This window comes from Sporomusa rhizae (genome assembly GCF_041428845.1).
In the GTDB taxonomy this organism is placed as follows: Bacteria; Bacillota; Negativicutes; order Sporomusales; family Sporomusaceae; genus Sporomusa; species Sporomusa rhizae.
Genome location: NZ_CP156925.1, coordinates 4,927,639 through 4,949,634, shown reverse-complemented (window position 1 = coordinate 4,949,634; position 21,996 = coordinate 4,927,639). Strand labels below are relative to the sequence as shown.

26 protein-coding genes are annotated in these 21,996 nt (G+C 39.5%); 17 read left to right on the top strand and 9 right to left on the bottom strand.

Annotated elements, in window-relative coordinates:
• Positions 1–46 precede the first annotated feature (46 nt).
• On the top strand, positions 47–2,107 hold the full coding sequence (locus SRRS_RS23170) for a sigma-54 interaction domain-containing protein (RefSeq protein ID WP_371363775.1): 2,061 nt from the start codon (positions 47–49) through the stop codon (positions 2,105–2,107).
• 28 nt (positions 2,108–2,135) lie between these two features.
• On the opposite strand, the gene SRRS_RS23165 is transcribed toward SRRS_RS23170, so the two are convergent.
• Positions 2,136–2,465 carry a tRNA-binding protein gene (locus SRRS_RS23165; protein WP_371363774.1) on the bottom strand — a complete coding sequence of 110 codons (330 nt, stop codon included), beginning with the start codon at positions 2,463–2,465 and terminating at the stop codon, positions 2,136–2,138.
• Positions 2,466–2,568: 103 nt separating this feature from the next.
• Positions 2,569–3,468, bottom strand: coding sequence for a PhzF family isomerase (locus SRRS_RS23160; RefSeq protein WP_371363773.1), 900 nt, complete (start codon positions 3,466–3,468; stop codon positions 2,569–2,571).
• 176 nt (positions 3,469–3,644) lie between these two features.
• On the opposite strand from SRRS_RS23160, the gene SRRS_RS23155 reads away from it, so the two are divergent.
• Complete coding sequence (locus SRRS_RS23155; protein ID WP_371363772.1) at positions 3,645–4,523, top strand: LysR family transcriptional regulator; 879 nt, start codon at positions 3,645–3,647, stop codon at positions 4,521–4,523.
• Between the two features lie 210 nt (positions 4,524–4,733).
• Here SRRS_RS23155 and SRRS_RS23150 read toward each other — a convergent pair whose 3' ends face one another.
• From SRRS_RS23150 to SRRS_RS23135, 4 genes are all read right to left on the bottom strand, one after another.
• Entirely contained in the window at positions 4,734–5,171 is a 438-nt protein-coding gene (locus SRRS_RS23150) for a flavodoxin (RefSeq protein ID WP_371363771.1), read from the bottom strand.
• Positions 5,172–5,240: 69 nt separating this feature from the next.
• The gene (locus SRRS_RS23145) at positions 5,241–5,882 is read right to left on the bottom strand and encodes a DUF3793 family protein (protein ID WP_371363770.1); all 642 of its coding nucleotides are present in this window, start codon (positions 5,880–5,882) and stop codon (positions 5,241–5,243) included.
• A gap of 266 nt (positions 5,883–6,148) precedes the next feature.
• Entirely contained in the window at positions 6,149–7,321 is a 1,173-nt protein-coding gene (locus tag SRRS_RS23140) for an MFS transporter (protein ID WP_371363769.1), read from the bottom strand.
• 187 nt (positions 7,322–7,508) lie between these two features.
• On the bottom strand, positions 7,509–7,853 hold the full coding sequence (locus SRRS_RS23135) for a hypothetical protein (protein ID WP_371363768.1): 345 nt from the start codon (positions 7,851–7,853) through the stop codon (positions 7,509–7,511).
• A 206-nt stretch (positions 7,854–8,059) separates the two neighbouring features.
• On the opposite strand from SRRS_RS23135, the gene SRRS_RS23130 reads away from it, so the two are divergent.
• Positions 8,060–8,296, top strand: coding sequence for a helix-turn-helix transcriptional regulator (locus tag SRRS_RS23130; protein WP_371363767.1), 237 nt, complete (start codon positions 8,060–8,062; stop codon positions 8,294–8,296).
• Positions 8,297–8,740, top strand: coding sequence for a peptide deformylase (def, locus tag SRRS_RS23125; RefSeq protein ID WP_371363766.1), 444 nt, complete (start codon positions 8,297–8,299; stop codon positions 8,738–8,740). It begins immediately after the preceding gene.
• A gap of 147 nt (positions 8,741–8,887) precedes the next feature.
• Here def and SRRS_RS23120 read toward each other — a convergent pair whose 3' ends face one another.
• Positions 8,888–9,334: a GNAT family N-acetyltransferase gene (locus SRRS_RS23120; protein WP_371363765.1), complete on the bottom strand. Its 447-nt coding sequence runs from the start codon at positions 9,332–9,334 to the stop codon at positions 8,888–8,890.
• 161 nt (positions 9,335–9,495) lie between these two features.
• On the opposite strand from SRRS_RS23120, the gene SRRS_RS23115 reads away from it, so the two are divergent.
• From SRRS_RS23115 to SRRS_RS23105, 3 genes are all read left to right on the top strand, one after another.
• Complete coding sequence (locus SRRS_RS23115; RefSeq protein ID WP_371363764.1) at positions 9,496–10,941, top strand: NAD(P)/FAD-dependent oxidoreductase; 1,446 nt, start codon at positions 9,496–9,498, stop codon at positions 10,939–10,941.
• A gap of 87 nt (positions 10,942–11,028) precedes the next feature.
• Positions 11,029–11,454, top strand: coding sequence for a VOC family protein (locus SRRS_RS23110; RefSeq protein WP_371363763.1), 426 nt, complete (start codon positions 11,029–11,031; stop codon positions 11,452–11,454).
• A gap of 233 nt (positions 11,455–11,687) precedes the next feature.
• Positions 11,688–12,062 (top strand): hypothetical protein, encoded by a 375-nt coding sequence (locus SRRS_RS23105; RefSeq protein WP_371363762.1) that lies wholly within the window; start codon positions 11,688–11,690, stop codon positions 12,060–12,062.
• Between the two features lie 107 nt (positions 12,063–12,169).
• On the opposite strand, the gene SRRS_RS23100 is transcribed toward SRRS_RS23105, so the two are convergent.
• Positions 12,170–13,027 (bottom strand): AraC family transcriptional regulator, encoded by an 858-nt coding sequence (locus tag SRRS_RS23100; protein WP_371363761.1) that lies wholly within the window; start codon positions 13,025–13,027, stop codon positions 12,170–12,172.
• 197 nt (positions 13,028–13,224) lie between these two features.
• Here SRRS_RS23100 and SRRS_RS23095 point away from each other — a divergent pair, with 197 nt between their 5' ends.
• The 8 genes from SRRS_RS23095 (at position 13,225) to catA (ending at position 20,419) form a co-directional block, all read left to right on the top strand.
• Entirely contained in the window at positions 13,225–15,375 is a 2,151-nt protein-coding gene (locus SRRS_RS23095; RefSeq protein ID WP_371363760.1) for a molybdopterin-dependent oxidoreductase, read from the top strand.
• Between the two features lie 77 nt (positions 15,376–15,452).
• Positions 15,453–15,683, top strand: a complete 231-nt coding sequence (locus tag SRRS_RS23090; RefSeq protein ID WP_371363759.1) for a hypothetical protein — start codon at positions 15,453–15,455, stop codon at positions 15,681–15,683.
• Between the two features lie 147 nt (positions 15,684–15,830).
• Positions 15,831–16,451: a TetR/AcrR family transcriptional regulator gene (locus SRRS_RS23085; protein WP_371363758.1), complete on the top strand. Its 621-nt coding sequence runs from the start codon at positions 15,831–15,833 to the stop codon at positions 16,449–16,451.
• A 321-nt stretch (positions 16,452–16,772) separates the two neighbouring features.
• On the top strand, positions 16,773–17,351 hold the full coding sequence (locus SRRS_RS23080; protein ID WP_371363757.1) for a GNAT family N-acetyltransferase: 579 nt from the start codon (positions 16,773–16,775) through the stop codon (positions 17,349–17,351).
• Between the two features lie 22 nt (positions 17,352–17,373).
• A complete protein-coding gene (locus tag SRRS_RS23075; protein ID WP_371363756.1) occupies positions 17,374–18,459 on the top strand; it encodes a serine hydrolase domain-containing protein in 1,086 nt (361 codons plus the stop codon).
• Positions 18,460–18,585: 126 nt separating this feature from the next.
• On the top strand, positions 18,586–19,023 hold the full coding sequence (locus SRRS_RS23070; RefSeq protein ID WP_371363755.1) for a GNAT family N-acetyltransferase: 438 nt from the start codon (positions 18,586–18,588) through the stop codon (positions 19,021–19,023).
• A gap of 128 nt (positions 19,024–19,151) precedes the next feature.
• Positions 19,152–19,604 carry an N-acetyltransferase family protein gene (locus SRRS_RS23065; protein WP_371363754.1) on the top strand — a complete coding sequence of 151 codons (453 nt, stop codon included), beginning with the start codon at positions 19,152–19,154 and terminating at the stop codon, positions 19,602–19,604.
• A gap of 161 nt (positions 19,605–19,765) precedes the next feature.
• On the top strand, positions 19,766–20,419 hold the full coding sequence (catA, locus tag SRRS_RS23060; protein WP_371363753.1) for a type A chloramphenicol O-acetyltransferase: 654 nt from the start codon (positions 19,766–19,768) through the stop codon (positions 20,417–20,419).
• Between the two features lie 131 nt (positions 20,420–20,550).
• On the opposite strand, the gene SRRS_RS23055 is transcribed toward catA, so the two are convergent.
• Complete coding sequence (locus SRRS_RS23055; protein WP_371369914.1) at positions 20,551–20,667, bottom strand: winged helix-turn-helix transcriptional regulator; 117 nt, start codon at positions 20,665–20,667, stop codon at positions 20,551–20,553.
• A gap of 495 nt (positions 20,668–21,162) precedes the next feature.
• Here SRRS_RS23055 and SRRS_RS23050 point away from each other — a divergent pair, with 495 nt between their 5' ends.
• Entirely contained in the window at positions 21,163–21,420 is a 258-nt protein-coding gene (locus SRRS_RS23050; RefSeq protein ID WP_371363752.1) for a hypothetical protein, read from the top strand.
• 95 nt (positions 21,421–21,515) lie between these two features.
• Positions 21,516–21,956 (top strand): MarR family winged helix-turn-helix transcriptional regulator, encoded by a 441-nt coding sequence (locus SRRS_RS23045; RefSeq protein ID WP_371363751.1) that lies wholly within the window; start codon positions 21,516–21,518, stop codon positions 21,954–21,956.
• Positions 21,957–21,996 lie beyond the last annotated feature (40 nt).

Here is a 21,996-nt window from a genome sequence, read left to right as displayed (position 1 = left end):
TTAGAATTTTAAATGATGGTTGATAATTAGAAAAGGATGAGAAAAGATGAAGTCAATTGGCATTCTTACTTTAATTCCATCTAATTTGAACGATTTTATCTCCAACAATCTCGAGAAAGTTTTTAGTAATTATGTGATAGTTAATAATTACTATTTATCCCAGCTACATCCAGGGGATGTCATCACCGATGATATTATCGTTGTTACGGCACAAAGTCATGCACGGAAGGCACAAAAATATATTTCAAACCATAGCCGCATAATCGTTTTGCGGCGAACTCTGCCTAACAATGAGATATATAAAATTTCCGCGATTCCGAAAGGTACTAGCGTATTAGTTGTTAATGACTCACCGGAAAACACTAATGAGGCCATTGCTTTTTTATGCCAAATTGGTATTACTCATTTAAACTTTATCCCTTATGACAGCCACAAAGAATATAAGGACGTTAATATTGCTATTACCCTAGGGGAAGCCAGTTTTGTTCCACCCCATATTCTGACAATTATTGATGTAGGACACCGCTGCGTTGATATTACTACATTTTTGTCCATATTGAATTACTTTAATATGGATAAAAAAGAAATAAGCAGTCGTTTGATAAAATATTCTGATACAGTCGTAACCTTAGATACCGGTATCAAGAGCCATTATAAAGAACTTTTTATGAAAAACGTTCAACTTGATACGGTTGTGAATCTTTCCCACAATGGAATTGTACTTACTGATGAAAATGATTTCATTTTGCTATACAACAAAAAATTTAGTCAACTATTTAAAATTGATGATTCGGTCATTGGACAACATTTCCCAACCATTTTTCAGAGTATAGTCGCCCAGGAATTCAGCAAGGAGTATGTTGACGAATTAATCGAATTCCAAAACCGATCCTTACTTATAAACAGCAGTAAATTTGAATATTTCGGTGAAACAGCCGGAACCTATTTCGAAGTTCAGGAAGTAACCCGTATTCGCCACCTGGAACAAAGTCTTGCCAAGAAATTGCATAACAAAGGTTTGGTAACCCGGTATACTTTTGCCAGCATTCAAGCCAAATCAGCTAAAATGCAGGAATGTCTCCAGCTTGCCCAGCGCTTGGCTTTATCAGATCTTACTGTACTAATTATGGGGGAAAGCGGGACAGGTAAAGAGCTGATTGCTCATTCCATTCATGCTGCTTCTCCCCGCTCTATTTATCCGTTTGTCGCTATCAATTGCGCTTCTGTTCCGGAAACCTTGTTAGAAAGCGAGCTCTTCGGCTACGAGGCAGGATCTTTTACCGGAGCAGTTAAAGAAGGGAAACCTGGTTTGTTTGAGCAAGCGAATAATGGCACTGTTTTTTTAGATGAAATTGGCGATATGCCACTGTCACTGCAAGTACGCTTACTAAGAGTACTGCAGGAACGTCAAATTATGAGGGTAGGCTCACGCAATGTGATCAATGTTAACATTCGCGTTATTGCTGCCACCAATAAAAATCTTTTGAATGAAGTACAAAGAGGTTCGTTTCGTCAAGATTTGTTTTACCGGTTAAATGTTCTCCCCATCACGATCCCGCCTTTACGGGAACGCGCGGAAGATATCCTGCACTTGTTTCATTTTTTTATGAAGCAACAGAACAAAAAAGTGACTTTTACCCAAGAAGCGGAAAGTCAACTTTTGAAATACCGGTGGCCAGGCAATGTCCGGGAACTGGCTAACGCAGTAGCGTATATCTCATTTATGGCAACAGACGTTGTCGATGTATGTGATCTACCTGCTTATATTTTGGATATTAATTCGGATTTTAGCATGGAATTCCGCTACATTTCCACTATCTGTGATACAGAAAAAGTGTTTCAGGTACTGTCTATTTTTTCGCAGCACAATGCGGGTGGTGTGGGCAGAAAGTCTCTCGAAGCAGAGTGCCTTCAGACAGGACTTGTTATTACCGAAAGTGAAATCAGACGATTATTATCTATTTTTACTAAATTAGGCTGGGTTAATTCCAATGTAGGAAGAGGTGGCAGTCATCTGACTGCCAAAGGACTTGCTTTTATAGACTGGATGAAACGCTATAATACTAGTATGGGGCAAGATGAAAGCAATGTAGGCAGTTTTGCGTGAATTTTAGCACCCTAACAGTAGGCATATTTTATCCCAATTTATCACCCTTATCTACTTTATGGCTTGGGGTTATTAACACTACTCCATTTTTTGAATAAATACCTAATACTAGTACTTCCGACATAAAGTCAGCCACTTGTCTCGGTGGGAAATTTACCACTCCCAACACTTGTTTTCCCACTAAATCTTCTAGTTTATAGCATTCGGTAATTTGAGCACTTGATTTTTTTACACCGATGGATTCTCCAAAATCAACCCAAAGCTTATAGGCGGGTTTCTTTGCTTTATTAAATGTTTCAACCTTTATGATTTCTCCGACTCTAATGTCCAGTTTAAGAAAGTCTTCAAAAGTAGCCATATATTATCCTCCAATTATGTTATATCAATTATTATATACAATTGGAGAGTTTTAACAATAATTTACGGGAGTATTTGTTTTCCTGCTGGTGGAGTCCAGTAATTTATATTTCAATTTGTGTTTTAAATACAATGACAGCTTTTCCGCCAATTTTAACCTCTATGGGTTCACCATTTTCTATTTTTACTTTTACCTCGACTGTTCCACTGCGCCCGATAGCTTCTCCCTGAGCTCCTGTGAATGAAAATAAGGAGTCATCATGCGCAACTAACCTATGTTTAACCAGATAGGCTCCCAGTGGGCCGTTAGCATTTCCGGTTACAGGATCTTCGGTAATGCCAATCGCCGGGGCGAACATTCTGCCATGAGTTAAAACATCACCGGACGGGGCCGCAAAAGTAAAGACATAATAGCCATTACATCCAATCTCTTTACTTAATTCCGACAACCGGCTCATGTTAGGAGATAAGCTGTTGAGCTTGGATCTGGATTTGATGCCAATCATTACTTTTGAATGTCCGGTAGAGACTATTTGAATGGGGCAACGTTCGTCTACTTCCTGTTCGACTAGCCCCAGGGCTAACAACAGATTCCGGCGATCTTTACCAGAAAGCGGCTCGGAAAATGTAATAGTTCCCTGGGTCATCCATATAGTATAATCATCATTTTTTACAACATCAACCGGTAAAATGCCAATCCCTATCTTTTGAATAACTCTGCCGGAATTGAGTTGTTTTTCTATTGCTCGAACATAATGCGCAGCAATGGTGGCATGCCCGCAGGAAGGCACCTCAGTAGTTGGTGTAAAATACCTAAGCTTGATATCATGACTTGTATCATCAGGCGGAAAAATGAATACCGTTTCAGAGTTATTAAGCTCACGTGCTATACACTGCATATCTTGTTCAGACAATCCTTCCGCATTTGTGACCACCCCGGCAGGATTTCCTTTAAACTTTTTGGACGTAAATGCATCTACTTGATAAACTTTATATGTTTGCATTACCGATCTCTCCTATAATTAATTTTTGCTTTTCTTATTGATTATTTTAGTGATAATCGGGATATAAGTAAAATTCAATATAGTAAATAAAATTATTGAAAATTTTAATAGAGGGGAAATCAATGATATGGCACGAATAATTGGAATAAGATTCGAAGTGGTTTTCGAGGTGTAACATGGATATTAGGCACTTGATTACATTTAAGACGATTGCCCGGCTGGCAAGTTTTACAAAAGCTAGTGAAGAATTGAGTTACTCTCAGTCAACCTTAACGATACATATTCAGGCAATTGAAAAAGAATTGAATGGAAAAGTGTTTGAGAGAATAGGGAAAAACATCGCAATAACTGATTTAGGTAATGAGTTGCTATCGATTGCGGATGTTATATTAAAGGCGCATGAAAAAATTGAAGTATTGAAAAAGGGTGGGGATAGTAATAAAAGCACCATCAAAATAGGTGCTCAGGAGTCGGTGGCAGTCTATCGATTGCAACCAATACTCAACCGTTTTCAAGAAGAACACCCGCAAATACAGATAATTCAAATTTTAGGCCAGAAGGCTGAGCTGACCGGCAAACTATTGTCGTCAGAAATCGATGTAATGTTTGTTATGCAGCGGCAGCGTGAAAATGATAATTTATTTGCTATAAAATTGGCCGAAGAAAAAATGGGGATAGTGGGAACGCAGCGGGATTTGCACTCAGTAGAGGATTTGGAGAATAAAAGTATTGTATTCATATATCCCAAGAATGATTGTAGTTACCGGAATACATTTGATAAATATTTAGGAAATTATTTAGATAATAGACGGAATATAATTGAAGCGCTGAGCATTGAAGCCATAAAACAGAGCGTAGTAATAAACTCTGGAGTAAGTATTTTGCCTTATAGTACAGTAAAACATGAAATTGAGTCAGGAAAAATGATCTTTTTTGAACTTGATTTGTCCGTAGAGGATGAGATTAGCACTCAACTTATCTATCATAAGAGTAAGTGGTTTTCTCCTTTGTTAAGAGAGTTCACGAATTTTATAGAGCGTGAGATGAACACGTAAAGGGATACTGGACTGGTTCCTTGTCCTGGCAAATCATATACAAGCCGCAAAAGGCTAAAAGCCGGTAAAAGAGATTGACAACAAAAAGCAGTTTGATTTAGCGTGATAACTAATTCAAACTGCTTTTCTCTGTTTATAGGGTAAATTCGATTTTTCTACTTTCGAATCTATATATTGCGATCCAAAATTAGCTATGAAGTTGTCCGGTGCTTATTGGAGTGAAGCAAGTTTTTTGCCAAGTTCCCGGCACTTTTCGAGGTCTTGATCAACCGGTGCATTATGTACGGCAAGTCCTTCGCCCAAAACAGGGAAGCCCATTGCAGTCATTCTTTCCACCCAATCACGCATCCACTGCCCGTCACCCCAATCATACGAACCAAATAACGCAACCTGAGCCGCTGCTGCTTTTTTACCGTCTAGCAACTCGATAAACGGTTCCATTTCACTTTCCTCAAGCACTTCATCTCCCATGGCCGGGCAGCCAAGCGCTAAAGCGTCAGCCGCGAGTACATCAGTCGCGGAAACTTGGTCGACTGAAGCGATTTGTATTTCGCCCGGCCACACGGGCGCTGCCCCTTCGCCAATGGCTTCTGCCATCAATTTAGTATTTCCGGTTCCACTCCAATATACGATCATCATTTTTTTCATATTCATCTCTCCTAATAAATTTTTATTAGACATGCATCACAGGTCTTTCCTGTGGTATTGCCCATTTAATTAAGCCGATGCCGACCCTTGTCGAAAATCCAGTTTTCCACACAAAATTTCATGACAAGTCATTCCGCCGGATAGATGTTCCAGCACAACCGACCGGTTCCGCGCAAACCGCTCAATCGTCCTTATTGACTCATCCGGATTACCATATATGCACCACTCCTTGCGGCAGGTCAGCGGCAAATTCGATAACCCCATAAAACCTAAGACATCTTTTAACGGAATCCCCAGTATCAGCCCAATTTCGTGCGGGCAGGCAGCCTGAAATCGCCGCCGCAGTAAATCAAGGCAGGCTTCTACGCCTTGTTCTATTGGATAGCCTAAGCTCCTGAAGAAATATTGATGTCTCTTGTCTTTTAGGCAGGCTTCCAGTGCCTCCGGCCGATAAAATAAGACTGTTTCCCGGTTGACGGATTTACGCAAAACCAGATACCGGACGCGAGTCTGCTGTAAAAAATCAATTCCGTACTGACGCCACAGAGTTAATAGCGCCAGTCCTCTGGTATCGACCAGCGACAAAACCGTGGACGGCTTGCATCCTTGTACTGTCGACGCTAATTCAACCGTCAGCCATTTATAAAATTGCAATAGGCTTTCTGCTTCTGAAATCCATCCACCCGAAAGTAGTGTTAAACTCTTATCCACTAGCGACTCTCCCATCTTATAGTACAGTTAAATAAGAAAACCGGAACCCCTGATGTCTAATTTATTGATAATGAGAATCGTTATCAATTAATTTAATTTTAGGCAATTACTTTCTTCTTGTCAATCCCTGTAAGTAAAAAAAATAAAACCGCCTCCAATTTTTTAGGTTTGGAGCGGCTTATCCACGCAGCGGTATTTGCTTTTCTTCGTATGGTGCCCGCAGAAACATTCCTAACAAGAGTGTGTGTGGCCTATAACGATGATATTCACGCGTTGCACCCCTGGTCCTTCAAGTCCCAAAGTGCCTTATAAAAGTAGTAGCCGGAAAGCAAAATTATCACCGTCGTACTGGCGAAGAGGGTCGAAAAGCCCATAGTTTCGGCTACAATACCAAGGACAGAGGACCCCAGAGCATAGCCAACATCACCTGCAGCCGCAATGACACTCAGAGCTGCCCCTTTGTTGGCGGCATTCACTTTATCAACAACATACGCCGCTAGTGTCGGGTAAATTACACCAAAACCAAAGCCAATTAGCGCTCCGGATAAAATAGAAGTAATTGTCACCGGAAAAATTCCCAGCAGCATCGTACTGATAGCGTTAATAATTGTTGCCGCAAGCGCTGTACGTTCGGCATCCCAGCGGCTGTTAATTTGATGCACCACCCCCCGGGCGCAAACAACAGCTACACTAAAGGCAATAAAAAATACCGAATAGGCGGTGATGTTCAAGCTCAACGCCAACAGCGGCACATAGGTAAAGGCTGTACCTAGGGCAAAGTTGGAACCAAACAAGCAAATTGATGGGGCGAGTACTTCCTTCGTCCGCAAAACATCCCGATAAGGCACACGCTGGCCGTCACCATTCAGCGGCACTTCATGACCTCGCAGCCACATTAATCCGGTGGCTGCAGTCACACTGGCCAAACCCAGAAAAATCAAGCTGGAAAGACCATACTCGGTGAAAATCGATGGGGCAATACTGGTAGCTACTCCCATCCCAATCATAGTGCATAACGAAAAGTAAGCAATGGCGGCAGAGGTATTTTCCGAACTTTCTACCCCACTGGCAAAACTAATTGCGCCTGTTCCGTAGAATGCCATTGCTATTCCCTGATAAAAGCGAATCAGCAGATACTGCCAAAAGTCGGCAGCCCACAGATAAACCGCTAAGCCGCCTGCTGTTAATACTTGCCCAAAGAGGGTAATAATTCTGCTGCCCCGGACGTCGACACTCATTCCTGCCCACGGTCGAACAATTAGGGCCCCCAGGGAGACAATACCCATAATCAAACCTATTTGGGATTCACCCATTCCCTGCATTTTTAAATATATGGGCAACACAGGGGAAAGCAAGTTAGTGCTAAATACATTTAATAACTGCACCGCAGCAATGACTTGGAACTGTTGGTTACTTAATAACCGGAATACCATTGACATAAAAAACACCTTCGTCTAAATACGCATCAGTTAAATTCTATGCGTGACCTAAGTATACTCTATAGGATATACCAGATGGGAGCAATCTTCAAGGGTAAATGTATTTCCCCTAGCTCTATAATGCATTAAGCCGCTCCGTATCAAACGACAGAGCGGCTGTTTGCCAAGACTTTACTCAGTATTCTTATTAGTTGCTTGCCGACCCAATCGCAATGCCGATTAGAAGGGCGGCAATGGTACGCAATTCACGATCATGGCGTTCTCTTTCGCGCTCCTGGCGTTCACGCCATTCTCTTCTGCCTTCATTATGACGCCGTCTCATTTCTCTTTCATGTCGGTCATTCTCCCGACGCATCCGTTCATCATGGATCCGCCGGCGGTCATTGTCATGACGATCATGACGATCAAGCTGAACGATTTGCTGCGAGTTATCAAACTGTGCCGGTGCTGCGGCTGCTACCGATGGGAACATGCTAACTGGCATTAAAGCGAGCATAGAGTATATAATTCCTTTTTTGGCAACGATTTTCATAGAATCACTCCCTTTTTGTCTGTTAAGTCCATTGTATTGTCCATATTTTTGAATTTCATTAGAAAATACTTGATAATAACAAAAAATATTCCTCTGTTGCCAGAGGGTGGGAAGGTACCATAATTGTTATGTAAGGTTAACTTGACAGTTGCGATGAGAAGTACTATATTTATAATGTAAAGTTAACGTTACAGAGGTGGACGCGAGTGAAAAATAGATTAAAAGAGTTTCGTGAAATACTTGGATTAACCCAAGAACAATTAGGAGAACTTGTAGGGGTTTCACGGCAAGCAATCAATGCCATTGAAACGGAAAAGTTTGAACCATCAATATGGTTAGCTTATGATATCTGTCAAATATTTCAGTGCCCCATTGAGAAGGTTTTTCTTTTTGAAGAAAGCAAAAGGAAGTCTAGAGCACAGCAAAGCCGAGGGATAATATAGATGGCAATAAGACAGATTAGGCTTCTTGATGATGAAATCTTAAGAAAGAAGAGCAAAGTGGTTGAATCTGTAGATGATGAAATAAGACAAATACTATATGATATGGCGGATACTATGTATAATACGGAAAATGGCGGGGGATTAGCAGCGCCACAGGTAGGCATATTAAAGCGATTGGTTGTAATAGATATGGGGCAGGGTCTTATAAAATTAGTCAACCCAAAAATAATTAAGAAGGAAGGAAAGCAAAAAGTTATAGAGGGATGTCTAAGCATTCCCAATACCTTTGGAAAGTTAATAAGACCTGCAAAAGTAACGGTACAAGCGTTAAATGAAAACGGTGAGGAAATTATAGTGACAGGTACAGGTGGTTTAGCAAAATGTTTTTGTCATGAAATAGACCACTTAGATGGCGTTCTTTTTACTGATTTAATTGTGGACTAAAATGAGTACAAAACATTACAGATTTTTGCCATATTCCGGCAATTTGTAGAAATAAAAGCTCCGCTGTAGCCAAATGGCTGTCGCGGAGCTTTGTTTAGATAGTTGCATCAAAATAACCGTTCCCATGATGCGCTGGCGAATTATTAATTATAAATTCTTTTTTAAGTAAATCATATCTATAAGTTGATTGCCATTTTCAAATATTGGATGGTCATAGTTATCTACAAAGAAATTTTTTACTAAATGAGAATAAACAAATCCGCACTTTTGGTAAAAATCAATAGTCATTGGGCTATCTCCCGTGCCAACGAGCATAGTTGTTCCTAAGCCTTTATAGTAATCAAAAAGATAAAAGATCAATTTTTGACCATAGCCCATTCTTTGATAGTTGGGATTGGTGGCGATATTTTTTATTTCAAATACCCTATTGTCTTCCTCCGTAACAATACAAACTGCTTTTAAGCCATTATCATATAGGGAGAACATTTTCCCACGATATAGATATTTATTTATCATGCTTTCCTGTTCATCTGCTATAAGAAGCAAGTCCATAAATTTATCTCTTTCAGTATTATCTATCTGAACAATATTCATGTGAAACCTCCAAAGTGAATGATGAAATGGTTTATTTAAAGAGGATTCGGATAAAATAACGAATATTTTGTTTTCAGTACTACTAATTAATGGTAAAATAGATAAAAACAACTAATGAAAAATTATTATCTATTATTTTGAAGCTGAGATGAGGAGGGAAAATGATGTATGATATTTGTATTATTGGCGCAGGGGTAGTCGGCATGAATATTGCCAGGTATTTGTCCCGGTATGAGCTGAAAGTATGTGTAGTGGAGAGACAGGAAGATGTCGGCTGCGGCTGCTCAAAAGCGAATAGCGGGATTGTACATGGCGGTTACTCTGACGAACCTGGCAGCCTAAAGGCTGAGCTGTGCGTGAAGGGGAACAGAATGTATGAACAATTGGAGAAAGAGCTGAATTTTGGCTATCGTAAGACGGGCTCACTCGTTGTGGCATTCCGAGACGATGAATTACCGGCATTACAGCGCTTGGCTGAACAGGGAAGACAAAATGGGGTAAAAGGTTTGGCAGTCATAAGTGGTGATGAAGCACGGAAAATGGAACCGCATTTAAGTACTGATGTATGTGCAGCCTTATATTGCGAGAACGCTGGAGTAACATCTCCCTATGAACTTGTCATTGCCTTAGCGGAAAATGCAGTTGCTAACGGGGTAGTGCTAAAACTTAACACCGAAGCCACAAACATTATGAGACTTGATCATTATTTTAAAATTTTTGCCGACAATGGGGAAGAAATAAGTTCACGGTATATAATCAATGCGGCTGGTATTCATAGTGATAAGATCGCGCGAATGGTTGGTATTGATGAATATAAAATAACTCCGCGTCGTGGTCAATATATTCTACTCGATAAAGATCAAAACTATTTGGCTAAATCTGTGATTTTCCAAGTTCCAACAAAGCTTGGAAAAGGTATTTTGGTGACAACGACCTATCACGGTAATCTTATGCTTGGACCGAATGCGGAAGAAATTGAAGATAAAGAAGACTTAAGCACTGACGAAACAACACTTAAATTTATCATCGATACGGCCCGGCGGTCAGTTCCTGATTTTAACATAAAAAAAGCATTGAAATCTTTTGCTGGCAACCGGCCGGTATCCAACAAAAAGGATTGGGTTATTGAAGAAAGCAAGGTAAAAGGGTTTATCAATTTAATTGGTATTGATTCCCCGGGCCTGACGTCTTCGCCGGCAATTGCCTTAAAGGTAGCTGATATACTTCAGGCAGCAGGGATATCCTTTCAGCCCAAGAGAAATTTTGAGCTTTTGCGGAAACCCATAATTATTAAGAAGGCTGATAACTTTAGCGGTGATATTAATGCAAGTGATCCAAAACAGCATATTATTTGCCGATGCGAACAAGTCACTGAGACGGAAATCATTGATTGTTTACACAGGGGTATTCCTATTAATTCTCTGGAGGCTGTTGCCCGCCGGACAAGGGCAGGTATGGGCCGGTGTCAGGGGAATTTTTGCGGGCCAAGGGTCAGAGACGTTATCGCCCGTCAGCTTACTATCTCACCGGAAGATGTCCCGGGACGGGGTGAGGCTTCTTCGACATTAGTCCAGCGGGTAAACCGGATGAATATACTGAAGCTATAGCCGAAAGACTAGGAAACGGTTTTCCTGCGTTGAAATTGTAATGTTAGGGTGCCTATAACATAATGTATGAGGAAGGGGTCTTATTGCATGCGGCAAAAGCTTACTATAGTTACCTTGGGCGTTAGTAATTTAAATCGGTCACGAGTATTTTATCAGGATGGATTGGGATGGAAGCCATCAAACGCCAGCGAGGAAAATATTATCTTTTTCGATTTAGGCGGCGTAGGGTTAGCATTATTTCCGTTTGACGAACTTGCCAAAGATGCAACGGTGAGCCCTGAACGAGTTGGTTTTGCCGGCATTACCTTAGCACATAATGCCAATAGTATTGAGGAAGTAGATGCTGTGATGAAAAAAGCAGAACAAGCAGGAGCAAAGATCGTCAAGAAAGCGCAAAAGGTTTTCTGGGGCGGGTATAGCGGCTATTTTTCCGACCCGGATGGATACTTATGGGAGGTGGCTTGGAATCCCTTTATAGAAATTGATGAACAGGGTGCATTGGTTTTCCCATAATACCCGACTATTTTATTATAACTTCTGACAGTGAATTGTCAGAAGTTATTTTTATTATAGGAACGAATCTTGTTCCATCGTTCCATTTCGATGATGGTTTTAGGAGAAGAGTGTCTAGCATCCAGGTTCCTTTAACTCTAAATATATTTTAAATAATTACATGCGATAATGAAAAAAAATATATATTGAGGGCGCTGTAGTGGCGGATTTTATGGCTAGAGGAGGAACTTATTTTGGTGGCAAAGCTAATTCCATTTCCAGATAGATCCGAACCTGATTTGACGGAAATAGAGACGGTTATCCGGCAATGGTTGTTGTATATGTCGGATGAAACCGACTTCATTGAAACGGTTGCCGGACGAATGATGAGTTTTATTGCTAATTATACCGATAAATGGATTGAGCCTACGTTTGACTTGGTTGTACCGTCAACTTTGTCGCTGGAAGACAGAAGAAACCTGTTGACCTCGATAGAAAAAGGCGTTGACGATTTGTCTGGACAGGTGCAGGAGATGGTTAACAGAATTATTATCGAAAGATTTTTCTTTGAAGTAGAATTTTATGAAAGCCAGAAAAAAGGAAATTTTCTTGTCTTAAGTGGTAAATGATAAGTTGCGCCAATAAACATTCGTGTGATCGACAACGAATGTTTATTTTTTTGTATTATCTTTCTTATGAGGAATGTGTTTGATGCGATTGAAAAGTAGTTACGCTGTTAGGTAGATTCTTTAGGTATCTTAGCTGGCGAGATTTTTTTATATCTCTTGAATAAGCGGCTAAAATAGCTGCTGTCACTAAAGCCGACAGCTAGGGCAACTTCACCGACGGGCAAATGGTGTCGTTGTAGTAATTCCATCGCCGCATTAATCCGTAAAAAATTAATATATGCGATAGGCGGCATACCGGTAATTTCTTTAAATAAACGACACAAATAATGAGGAGAAATATTGGCCATGGCGGCAAGGTCTTTAAGGGTAATTTTTTGATCATAATGCGCATCGACATATTTTAAAACCAGCCGTAGTTGATAATGCTGCCGGCTTTGAATTTTATCTGTGACAGGTACCGTATGCCGCCGCATAAGCAGAACAATAAGGCGGTAAACACCGGCTTTTATCCATAATTCATAGCACGTACTTTTCTGCTCATATTCGTCAATCAGAGTCAGAAACTGGCTAACTAGTTCGTCATCATTTTCTATCTTGTTTTGAAAGCGGATGCGATTCTGCAATAAAGGGGTGATGTATTTGGTTTGACATACGTCATCATTATGGCTGCATAGGAATGTTAAGTCGATAAGCATGAAGGAGTCAACAAGGCGGTTACAACAATTTTCTATATAATGTAGGTCGTTGCAATTTATGACGACCAAGTTTCCTGCACTAACCGGGATTCGTTGGGAGTTGCAGTGAATCACGGCACTTCCAGCCTTTATAAAGAAGATCATTAATTCTTCATGCCAATGTTTTTTAAAAATAGGCCCAGAATCATAATACTCCCTATGACCTATATTAATCGGAAAGTCACCTTTTGTGTTTGCGTGAACCATCTGGCCGTTACTGGCAATAATCATAAAGTTTACTCCTTTATTTGTGAAATAACAATATCGTGCTAATTTAGGATAGTATTATTCATGGAGTATTCAGTGTTTCTGTATATAATTAGGATTATGAAAGATGTATTTTGATTAATATTATCCAAATGGACGATGGTTGTCAATTTGATATGAGGAGATTCAATCAATTTTGGGAAAAGGGGAGGAAAATAAGCATGACGGAAATGCTGAACACGATTTGCGGGGTTTGCCCGGGCGGATGTGCGATTAAAGCACTAATAGAAGATGGCAAGCTGGTTGACGTTAAACCGCAGACCGGGGCTCCTTTTGGTGCATTGTGTGTGAGGGGGAAGCATGCTGCTGAAGTGGTGCACTCTCCTGACCGGCTGCAAAAACCGCTTATCCGGGTGGGAGAACGGGGCGAGGGTAAATTCCGCGAGGCCAAGTGGGATGAAGCGCTGGATTTAGTAGTCGAAAAAATGCTGGCCATCAAAGAAAAATATGGACCGCAAGCGTTAATAAGCCATTCGGGACGTGGGGCCTTTGAGCAGTCCGTGCTGGACTTCAATAGCGCGAAGGATTTGAATGATTCAGTAGCTTCCAAATTATTGCTGCCTTTTGGGTCGCCGAATATTGCTAGCGTGAGTTCTTTATGTTATGTCTCATATGGTGTTTTTGCACCAATGACCACATTTGGTCTTGATGGGCGGCTGTTATTGTCTGATTTCGAAAATAGCCAGCTGATTGTGGTTTGGGGCGCAAATCCAGCCACTGATTCCCCACCCTTTATCTATGAGCGTATTATAAAAGCCCAACAACACGGCAGTAAAGTTATTGCAATTGATCATATGCGTAGTGATATTGCCGGCCGCGCTGATCAGTGGGTCGCTGTACGTTCCGGGACAGACGGGGCGTTAGCCTTAGGATTGTTGAGGGTAATCATTAATGAAAAGCTATATGATAAGGAGTTTGTTAGTAAGTGGACCAAAGGATTTGAGGAGTTAAGGGAATATGTACAGACTTTTACTCCCGAAAAAGTAGAGGCCATAACCGAAGTGCCACAGGAAACGGTGCTGGCATTGGCGCGGGAGATAGCCGGAACAAAACAGGTTACGCTTAAGACGTATACTGGTCTTGAATATTCGAATTGCGGCGTGCAGACCATTCGGGCCGTGTATATTTTGTGGGCGCTGACCGGAAATTTGGATGTACCCGGTGGTTTGTATATTGATTCTCCGGGAGAGCCGTTTTTTACAGCTGGTGAATTCGTAAAACCTGAGGGTCTTTTGCCGATCGGTGCGGCCGAATATCCATTATTTTATAGACTGACCGGGTGTGCTCAGTTTATGGAATTTCCCAAAGCCGTGCTGGAAGGTGAGCCGTATCCGATAAAAGCTCTTTTGAATAACGGGGCATCGATATTGACCTCCTATCCGCAACCCCAAATTTGGGAAGAGGCTTTTAGAAAGTTGGATTTTATGCTGGTAATCGACCGCTTTATGACTAAGGATGCATTGTTTGCTGATGTAGTATTACCGGCTACCACTTATTTTGAGAACACTTCTTATCAGCGGTATCCCGGCTATGTGCGTTTGCGACAGCCGGTGATTAAACCAATTGGTGAAGCAAGAAACGATTTGTTCATTTTTTCAGAGCTTGCTAAACGATTAGGTTATGGGAATTTTTATCCGCAAAGTGAAAGTGAACTGTTAGAAAAAGCTTTTGCCCGCAGGCCGGAGTTATTAGCCGAGCTTCTCAATCACCCAGAAGGTGTCCGCTTGCCTGTGTCTCCGCGGCAGTATAGAAAGTATGAGACAGGGTTACTGCGTCCTGATGGGCTTTCCGGATTCAATACGCCGTCTGGCAAGCTGGAAATTACATCCGATCTTCTGGCAGAATGCGGCTATGATCCACTTCCGATATATCACGAACCGTTGGAAGGGCCGCTGGGCAGTCCGGAATTGCACCAACAATATCCGCTAGTAATGAACAGCGGGGCCAGAATCCATTCCACCTTTCGCTCCCAGCACTTAAATATTCCTGGATTATTAAAACTGCAGCCTAGACCGCAGGTATTGATTCATCCTAAAGATGCGGCAGACAGAAATATTCAGGATAAAGATAAAGTGATTATCCGGACAAAACGTGGCGAGATTGGCTATTATGCGAAGGTTACCGTCCGAGTGATGCCAGGAACGGTAGAGGTAAATATGGGTGGCGGAGCCCCGGTGCAGGCATCCGAATGGCGGGATGCTAACGTCAATGTGCTTACTGATTTTACTAACAGGGATCCTATTTCCGGGTTCCCGGTTTTCAAGACGTTACTTTGTCAAATTGAAAAAGCAGAACACATAGAATCAATCTGACTAACCAAAAGTATACATTGCAGTGAATGATTAATGGATAGAATCATTAAAATACTGCTAGATAGGAGGAGTTACAAATGAATGAAATTGACAAATATACGGCCATGTCTTTGGAACAATTAGAGGTGGTACTTTCTGAAGAAAAAGATCTTTTAGAAGATGTTGAACAAGAAAGGAAATTTTGGCTTATTAATACAACAGTTCATATTCCTGGTCATAAAGCCCGGCATTATGAAACGGAAATTAATACTATAACAAATAATATAGCAATGATCGAACAAGTAATTAAACAAAAAAGGGCAAAATAAAAGTAACCGGTTAATGGCTAGAGAGTGCCATGACCGGAATGTAAACCATCTCTTGACAAAAATTTCAATTACTCATATAATTTTATTGACTCGGGTCAGTATTCTTTTAAATACTACTGGGTAAATGGTCGTGTACCCTGTCAGGAGGTGCTGTTTATCACTAGAATCAGAAAAGATCCCGAAGTCCGGCGGTTAGAGTTAATCGATGCGGCCTTGGAGCTATTTAATTCAGCCGGCTATGAAAAAACAATGATTATTGACATTGTAAAAAAGGCCGGCGTAGCCAAGGGAACCTTCTTCTACTACTTTTCCACTAAGGAAGCCATTCTGGAAGCCATCTGCGCCCGCTGGGCCACCGAGCTGGCCACTTCCTTCCAATTGAAAAGCCGCCAGCTCTCTGGATTAAACAAACTACAATCTTTTCTTTTACAGTTGTTTCTTCCCGATCCGCTTGATGTTCTTTTTGACAGGCTATGGAATGAGAAACAATTCAATTTACTTTACCATATCTGGCAACAGCAGGTTGAAACCGTCTTTAACCCTCTTCTGGCTGACATAATCCAACAGGGAAATCAAGAGGGAACCATGTATGTGATTCATATAGACGAAACCATTGCCTTTTTATGGAGTACGCTAAATTGTATATGGGATGCCATTTTTCTCAAAGAACCTGCTGAAATCCTTCGCGTTAAAGCAAAAATTGCCGAATCCGTATTGGAACGAATCCTGGGGATTAAAGAAGGAATACTCGAATTATCTATTACCTAGCTGAAAAATTGTGTAAAAACATCTTTTTTACCTTTTAACTGACTGTGGTCAGTATATTTGTATCAGCAATCAGAGAGGAAAGAATCATACTTGTCGCCAGGCATTTTTTTGTCTTATAACTGACTAAGGTCAGTAAAGGGACATCATCAAGGATATTGGGACAGTCGCCCGTTATGATGGTATACCGAAGCACAGCCACATCCTAGCATCGAACATAGCATGCTCAGTACAAAAACATAATAGGATAAACGAAAGCAAACAGCCATTATTTCAGTGATTATTACTATTTTAGCTGTAAATTAAGGAAAGAAGGAAATACGTATGCAATATAGGCCTAATCAAAATGTAATCCATCCAAACGAAGCGATAAATACAAACTACAACTTGATTTTGGCTGAAAAATCAAATTTTCCAAGGATTTATGAAATCATGCATGCTTCGTTTCCGCCCAGTGAAAAACGTAGCTATGATGGTCAGCGTGAATTGATGAATCGTCGTCACTATAAACTGTATGTACGAAAGAAACGAGAAAAAATCATTGCTTTTCTAGCCGTGTGGGAATTTAATGATTTTAATTATATTGAACATTTTGCAGTAGATGCTGCATACCGAGGCGATGGCTTGGGTGGAGAAATTCTGAAAGAGTATCTTTCCCATGCTTTGAAAACTGTCTTTTTGGATGTAGAGCCTCCTGCAACGGAGGTCGCCTACAGACGGATTAAATTTTATGAGCGGTTAAATTTTCATCTGAACCAATTTGATTACTATCAGCCACCACTGCAAGCGGGACAAAAACATCTGTTACTGAAAACCATGACCTACCCGAATCCGGTAGAAGAAGATTTCTTCTGCTATCATAAAAAAGTGCTTTTTGAAACTGTATACCGGGGAAAAAATTAATAGTCAGGAGTATCAACGAGAAATGAGAATTGATAAAAGCTCAAAAAGGCAAGATTATATGAATAGTACACACAGTCAACTAACATATGCAGCGATTAAACAATTGTTTAACAAGTTATCATCAAATGAACCAGGTTGTGCTTATATTGCAAGTTTTGATGATGGCGTAACTTATAAAGGAGCAGTTGGCTTAGAATCGATAGAAAAAAAACTACCGATAACAACAAAAACAATTTTTAATCTCGCATCAGTCTCTAAACAATTCACCGCATTCGCCATCTTGCTATTAGAGCAGGACGGTAAACTGAGTCTAAACGATTCAATTTTAAAGTATATACCTTCCCTGGGAGCTTATGCTGAACCTGTGACTCTAAGGCATCTAATTCATCACACCGGTGGATTGGTAGATTATATGGAGTTAGCTGAAAAAGAGAAGATTTCAGAGACGGATAAATTAACTGCTGAAACATCACTAGAACATCTGGAAAATCATCAAATTGCCGATTTTCCAGTCGGAACAAAATTTGATTATAGTAATACAGGGTATTTTTTATTATCTTTAGTAGTTGAAAAAGTTAGCGGAGAATGTCTGCGTGAATTTTCAAAGGAGCGTATTTTTGAACCTTTAAACATGAACGACACAACAATTGTGGATTGCTATCCCACCAATCTCCCAATTGCCCGTGGCTACTTGAAGAATGAGCAAGGGGCATATGAAATATTTGAAAGCCCCTGGGAACAAACTGGAGATGGAGCAGTTCATACCAACGTGGAGGACTTAATAAAATGGGGACAAAACTTTACTGCAGGTACTGTTGGTGGAAAAGAACTTGTTAAAAGAATGGGAGAGATAGGACCGAAAACTTTGCCAACGGGTGAACTAATTATTGAAAATGAAAATTATGCTTTTGGCTTGTCTATTGGCGAAGATTTTGATTGTCATTACTTAGAACATTCAGGACTCTGGGCTGGCTACCATTCACATTTTATGCGATTCCTGGAAGAACGTTTGACTATTGCAGTATTAAGTAATTATGAGGATTTTGGTACTCAAGAATATGCTAAAAAAATTGTGGAAATTATTACAGAAAAAAGTGCAAAGAAATAAAGAGCATATATGGCAAGAATATTTGTTACTTATGCAATGTAAAGAGCCGTCTCGTAATCATGACTATGCCTTTGTCTTTTCTTCGAAAGTGGATTACTAACTCAATTCAAAAGGAGATTCCATTAAATGAATATAACCCTTACCGATGTGAATAAGAGTAATTATGAGGATGTTTGTGACCTATCTGTAGCTGAAAACCAGTATGAATATGTAGCAGAAAATATGTGGTCACTCGTTGAGTCCAAATTCAACACCTCCTATCAAACACGCGCAATTTGTTTAGACGGCAAACCTGTCGGATTTTTCATGTGGGTGCCTGAAACAAAACAAAGAATATCAATTTGGCGATTTATGGTGGATCAAAACTATCAAAACAAAGGTATCGGGCGCAATGCTTTGCTGCTAGCAATTGATGAAATTAAGCGGACAGATGGATTAGAAGAGATCGAAATCTGTTACAACCCCAATAATCCTGTAGCGAAAGACTTTTACGCCACCTTTGGATTCGTTGAAGTCGGTATGGATCAAGAAGGTAATGATGTATTAGCAATTATTAAAATTTAACTAATAAATTATGTTCAACATAACGTATCCTAAAATTTTTATCAAGAGAGGGAAGCCCATTATTGAAATGTTTTGCCTTCCTATAAACCTTATTTAATAACGTCAAAAAAAGGAGAGAGGGCAATAATATGAAAATAAGAAATTACGAGAAAAAAGACTGGAAAAGATTAAATGAAATTCACGATGCAGCAAGAATAATAGAGCTTAATAATGCAGGTATTCCAGATGCTTTTTTGTCTTTAGAAGAAACGTATGAAAATGAAGGTTTGTTTGAGTATAAACTATTAGTAGCTGAGGATGAAATCGGACTGGTAGTAGGATTTACAGCATTTTATGATGAAGAGATTGCCTGGCTGTATGTTGATCCCCAATATCATAGAAAAGGCATTGCTACAAAATTATTAAATGTGGCAATGGAACAAGCAGGTAAAGTTATATCTATTGAAGTATTAGAAAACAACATAGAAGCTATTAATCTTTACAAAAAAATAGGATTCAAAGTCGTTGAAAAAGCATCTGGAAGCCTAGTGGGAAATGAAAGTTTTATAGTGACAGGATATGTACTTGAATATAAAAAATAACAAGTTTTAGTAAAATGAATATGTTTGAGTCAGTTCCTGGGTGCCGATAACCCCGTCACCCTGGAAATGCAAAAGTTACTTCAGTGGAGGGTATAAATGGTTATGACAGATGAGGTAGCCTCCTAAAATAGGTTAACGAAACTTCTCAGGAGGCTAGGATTATGAAATTTAATTTAATAGATATTGAACATTGGAATAGAAAGCCATACTTTGAACACTATTTGAATGCTGTTAGGTGTACTTATAGCATGACAGTAAATATAGAAATAACAAATTTACTGCATGAAATTAAACTGCAAGAACTAAAACTATATCCAACAATTATTTATATCATTGCAACTGTGGTTAATAATCATAAGGAATTCCGCACTTGTTTTGATAGAAACGGCAATTTAGGATTCTGGGATAGTATGAGTCCGAGTTATACTATCTTTCATAAGGAAACCGAAACATTTTCAAGTATCTGGACACAGTATAACAAAAGTTTTTTTTGTTTTTACAATAATTATCTTGATGATATCAAAAACTACGAAAATATTATGAACTTTACTCCGAAGTTAGATGAACCAGCCAATACATTCCCTGTATCCAGTATCCCTTGGGTGAATTTTACTGGATTTAATCTGAATGTATACAATGATGGAACATATTTACTCCCTATTTTTACTATGGGCAAATATTTCGAGCAGAATAATAAAATATTTATTCCTATGTCCATACAGGTGCACCATGCCGTTTGTGATGGTTACCATATCAGCAGATGTATAAATGAGGTACAAGAAGTAGCATTAAATTTGCAAACATGGCTAGGATAATAAGCGTCTATTCCCTATATTCATAGATCAGAAATAAGCCCTTACAGCCGAAATCACGGTCTTGTAAGGGTTTTGCCATGCTTTCTTGATCGTCTTTTCAAAAAGTCACTAGAACAGCTTAGAATTTTATTCTATTTTTTACTAAGGTACTCCTTTCCCCATTCATCTAGAGAAAGTATAATTGTTTTCAAACTTTCTCCTTGCAGTGTAAGCGAATATTCTACTCGCAGTGGAACCTCCGAATGTATGTAATATTTTCCAGAATCAAAACTGATTCTTCCTCATATACTGAAATGTTCTTTGTTTTTTAAGGAGGGATTTGTAGTGTTTTGGGATATTGTTTGTGGATTAATTACGGTTGGCACCATTACCTTTTGTTCTTTGTTTTATGCTTTTAACTGGATACCATAAAATTGATTAACCGCACACTGAGGCGGTTTTTCTATTTATTCCCGTTTTATTCATCGAGCGTTGTCTGAAATTACTCCGGGAGGGTAGGAAATATTCGTAGTATCGTCAGAATCCCGTAGGGTGAAGCAAATCTTGCAGGATTTTTATATTATAATGGTAAACAGAGTATGGATATGTGAAGCTAGGATTGTTATGCTAAGCTTAGTAACGATGAGTAAAAAAAACGGTCACCTGACTCATCCAATTGTCTGAAGCAGAGGAAATCACCTGATAATGGCAGGTTATAAATCGTTTGGAAAAAGAAAGAACTCCACCGGGTTAGGAGGAACAATTTGCTTTATAACTATATTGATGTAAATCCTTTTATGCTTGTAATGGGAATTATGCCAGCAGTGTCGGCCATTGTAGGGATATTAGTTATGATTATCTCTAAAAGAATATACTTAGCACCCGCCATTGCTTTTTTCTTGCCGTTATTATTTATAACAACAAACAGGGAAACCTTCCTTGCCAATATTGATGCCTGGTTTCTTTGGGGTGCAATATACGGATTAATTGCGTACTTTGTTGGAAAACTAATGAAAAAGTAGTTCTGATAAAGTAAAAAGGGTAAAGTATTGCCATTTTTTACCGCATAGGATATAATAGTTAAACATGGTTAACTAATTTTAACAGTAGGTGTTCAATGGTATTACCAGATCTTTATATGAAGCTAAGAAAAATAATGATTGAGATATCACAAACATATCGAGAAGCTAACGCGGAATCAGATTTACCAAATTTGACGGTCAAGCAATATTATTATCTCGATACTATATACAGAATGGGTAATCCCACTTATAGCGAGATAGCGGAGAAGCTAAAAGTGACCAAGCCTGCAGTTACTGCTATTGTCAACAGACTGAAAGAAATCGGCTTTCTTGAAAGAGTACAATCAGCAACAGATCGTCGGTTTTATTCTATTACGGTTAGCAACAAAGGTAAAAAACTGATCGAAATTAATGATGCCGCAGCGAATGTTTACGCCCAATATGTGGAAGAGTGTCTAACAGAAAATGAATTAAAGACATATGTGGATATATTGAAAAAAATTATTGAGAATTATGAGTCTCAAAGAGCTAAATAATTTCTATTAAAAAAATAGTTAATTCAATTTAATTAATTAA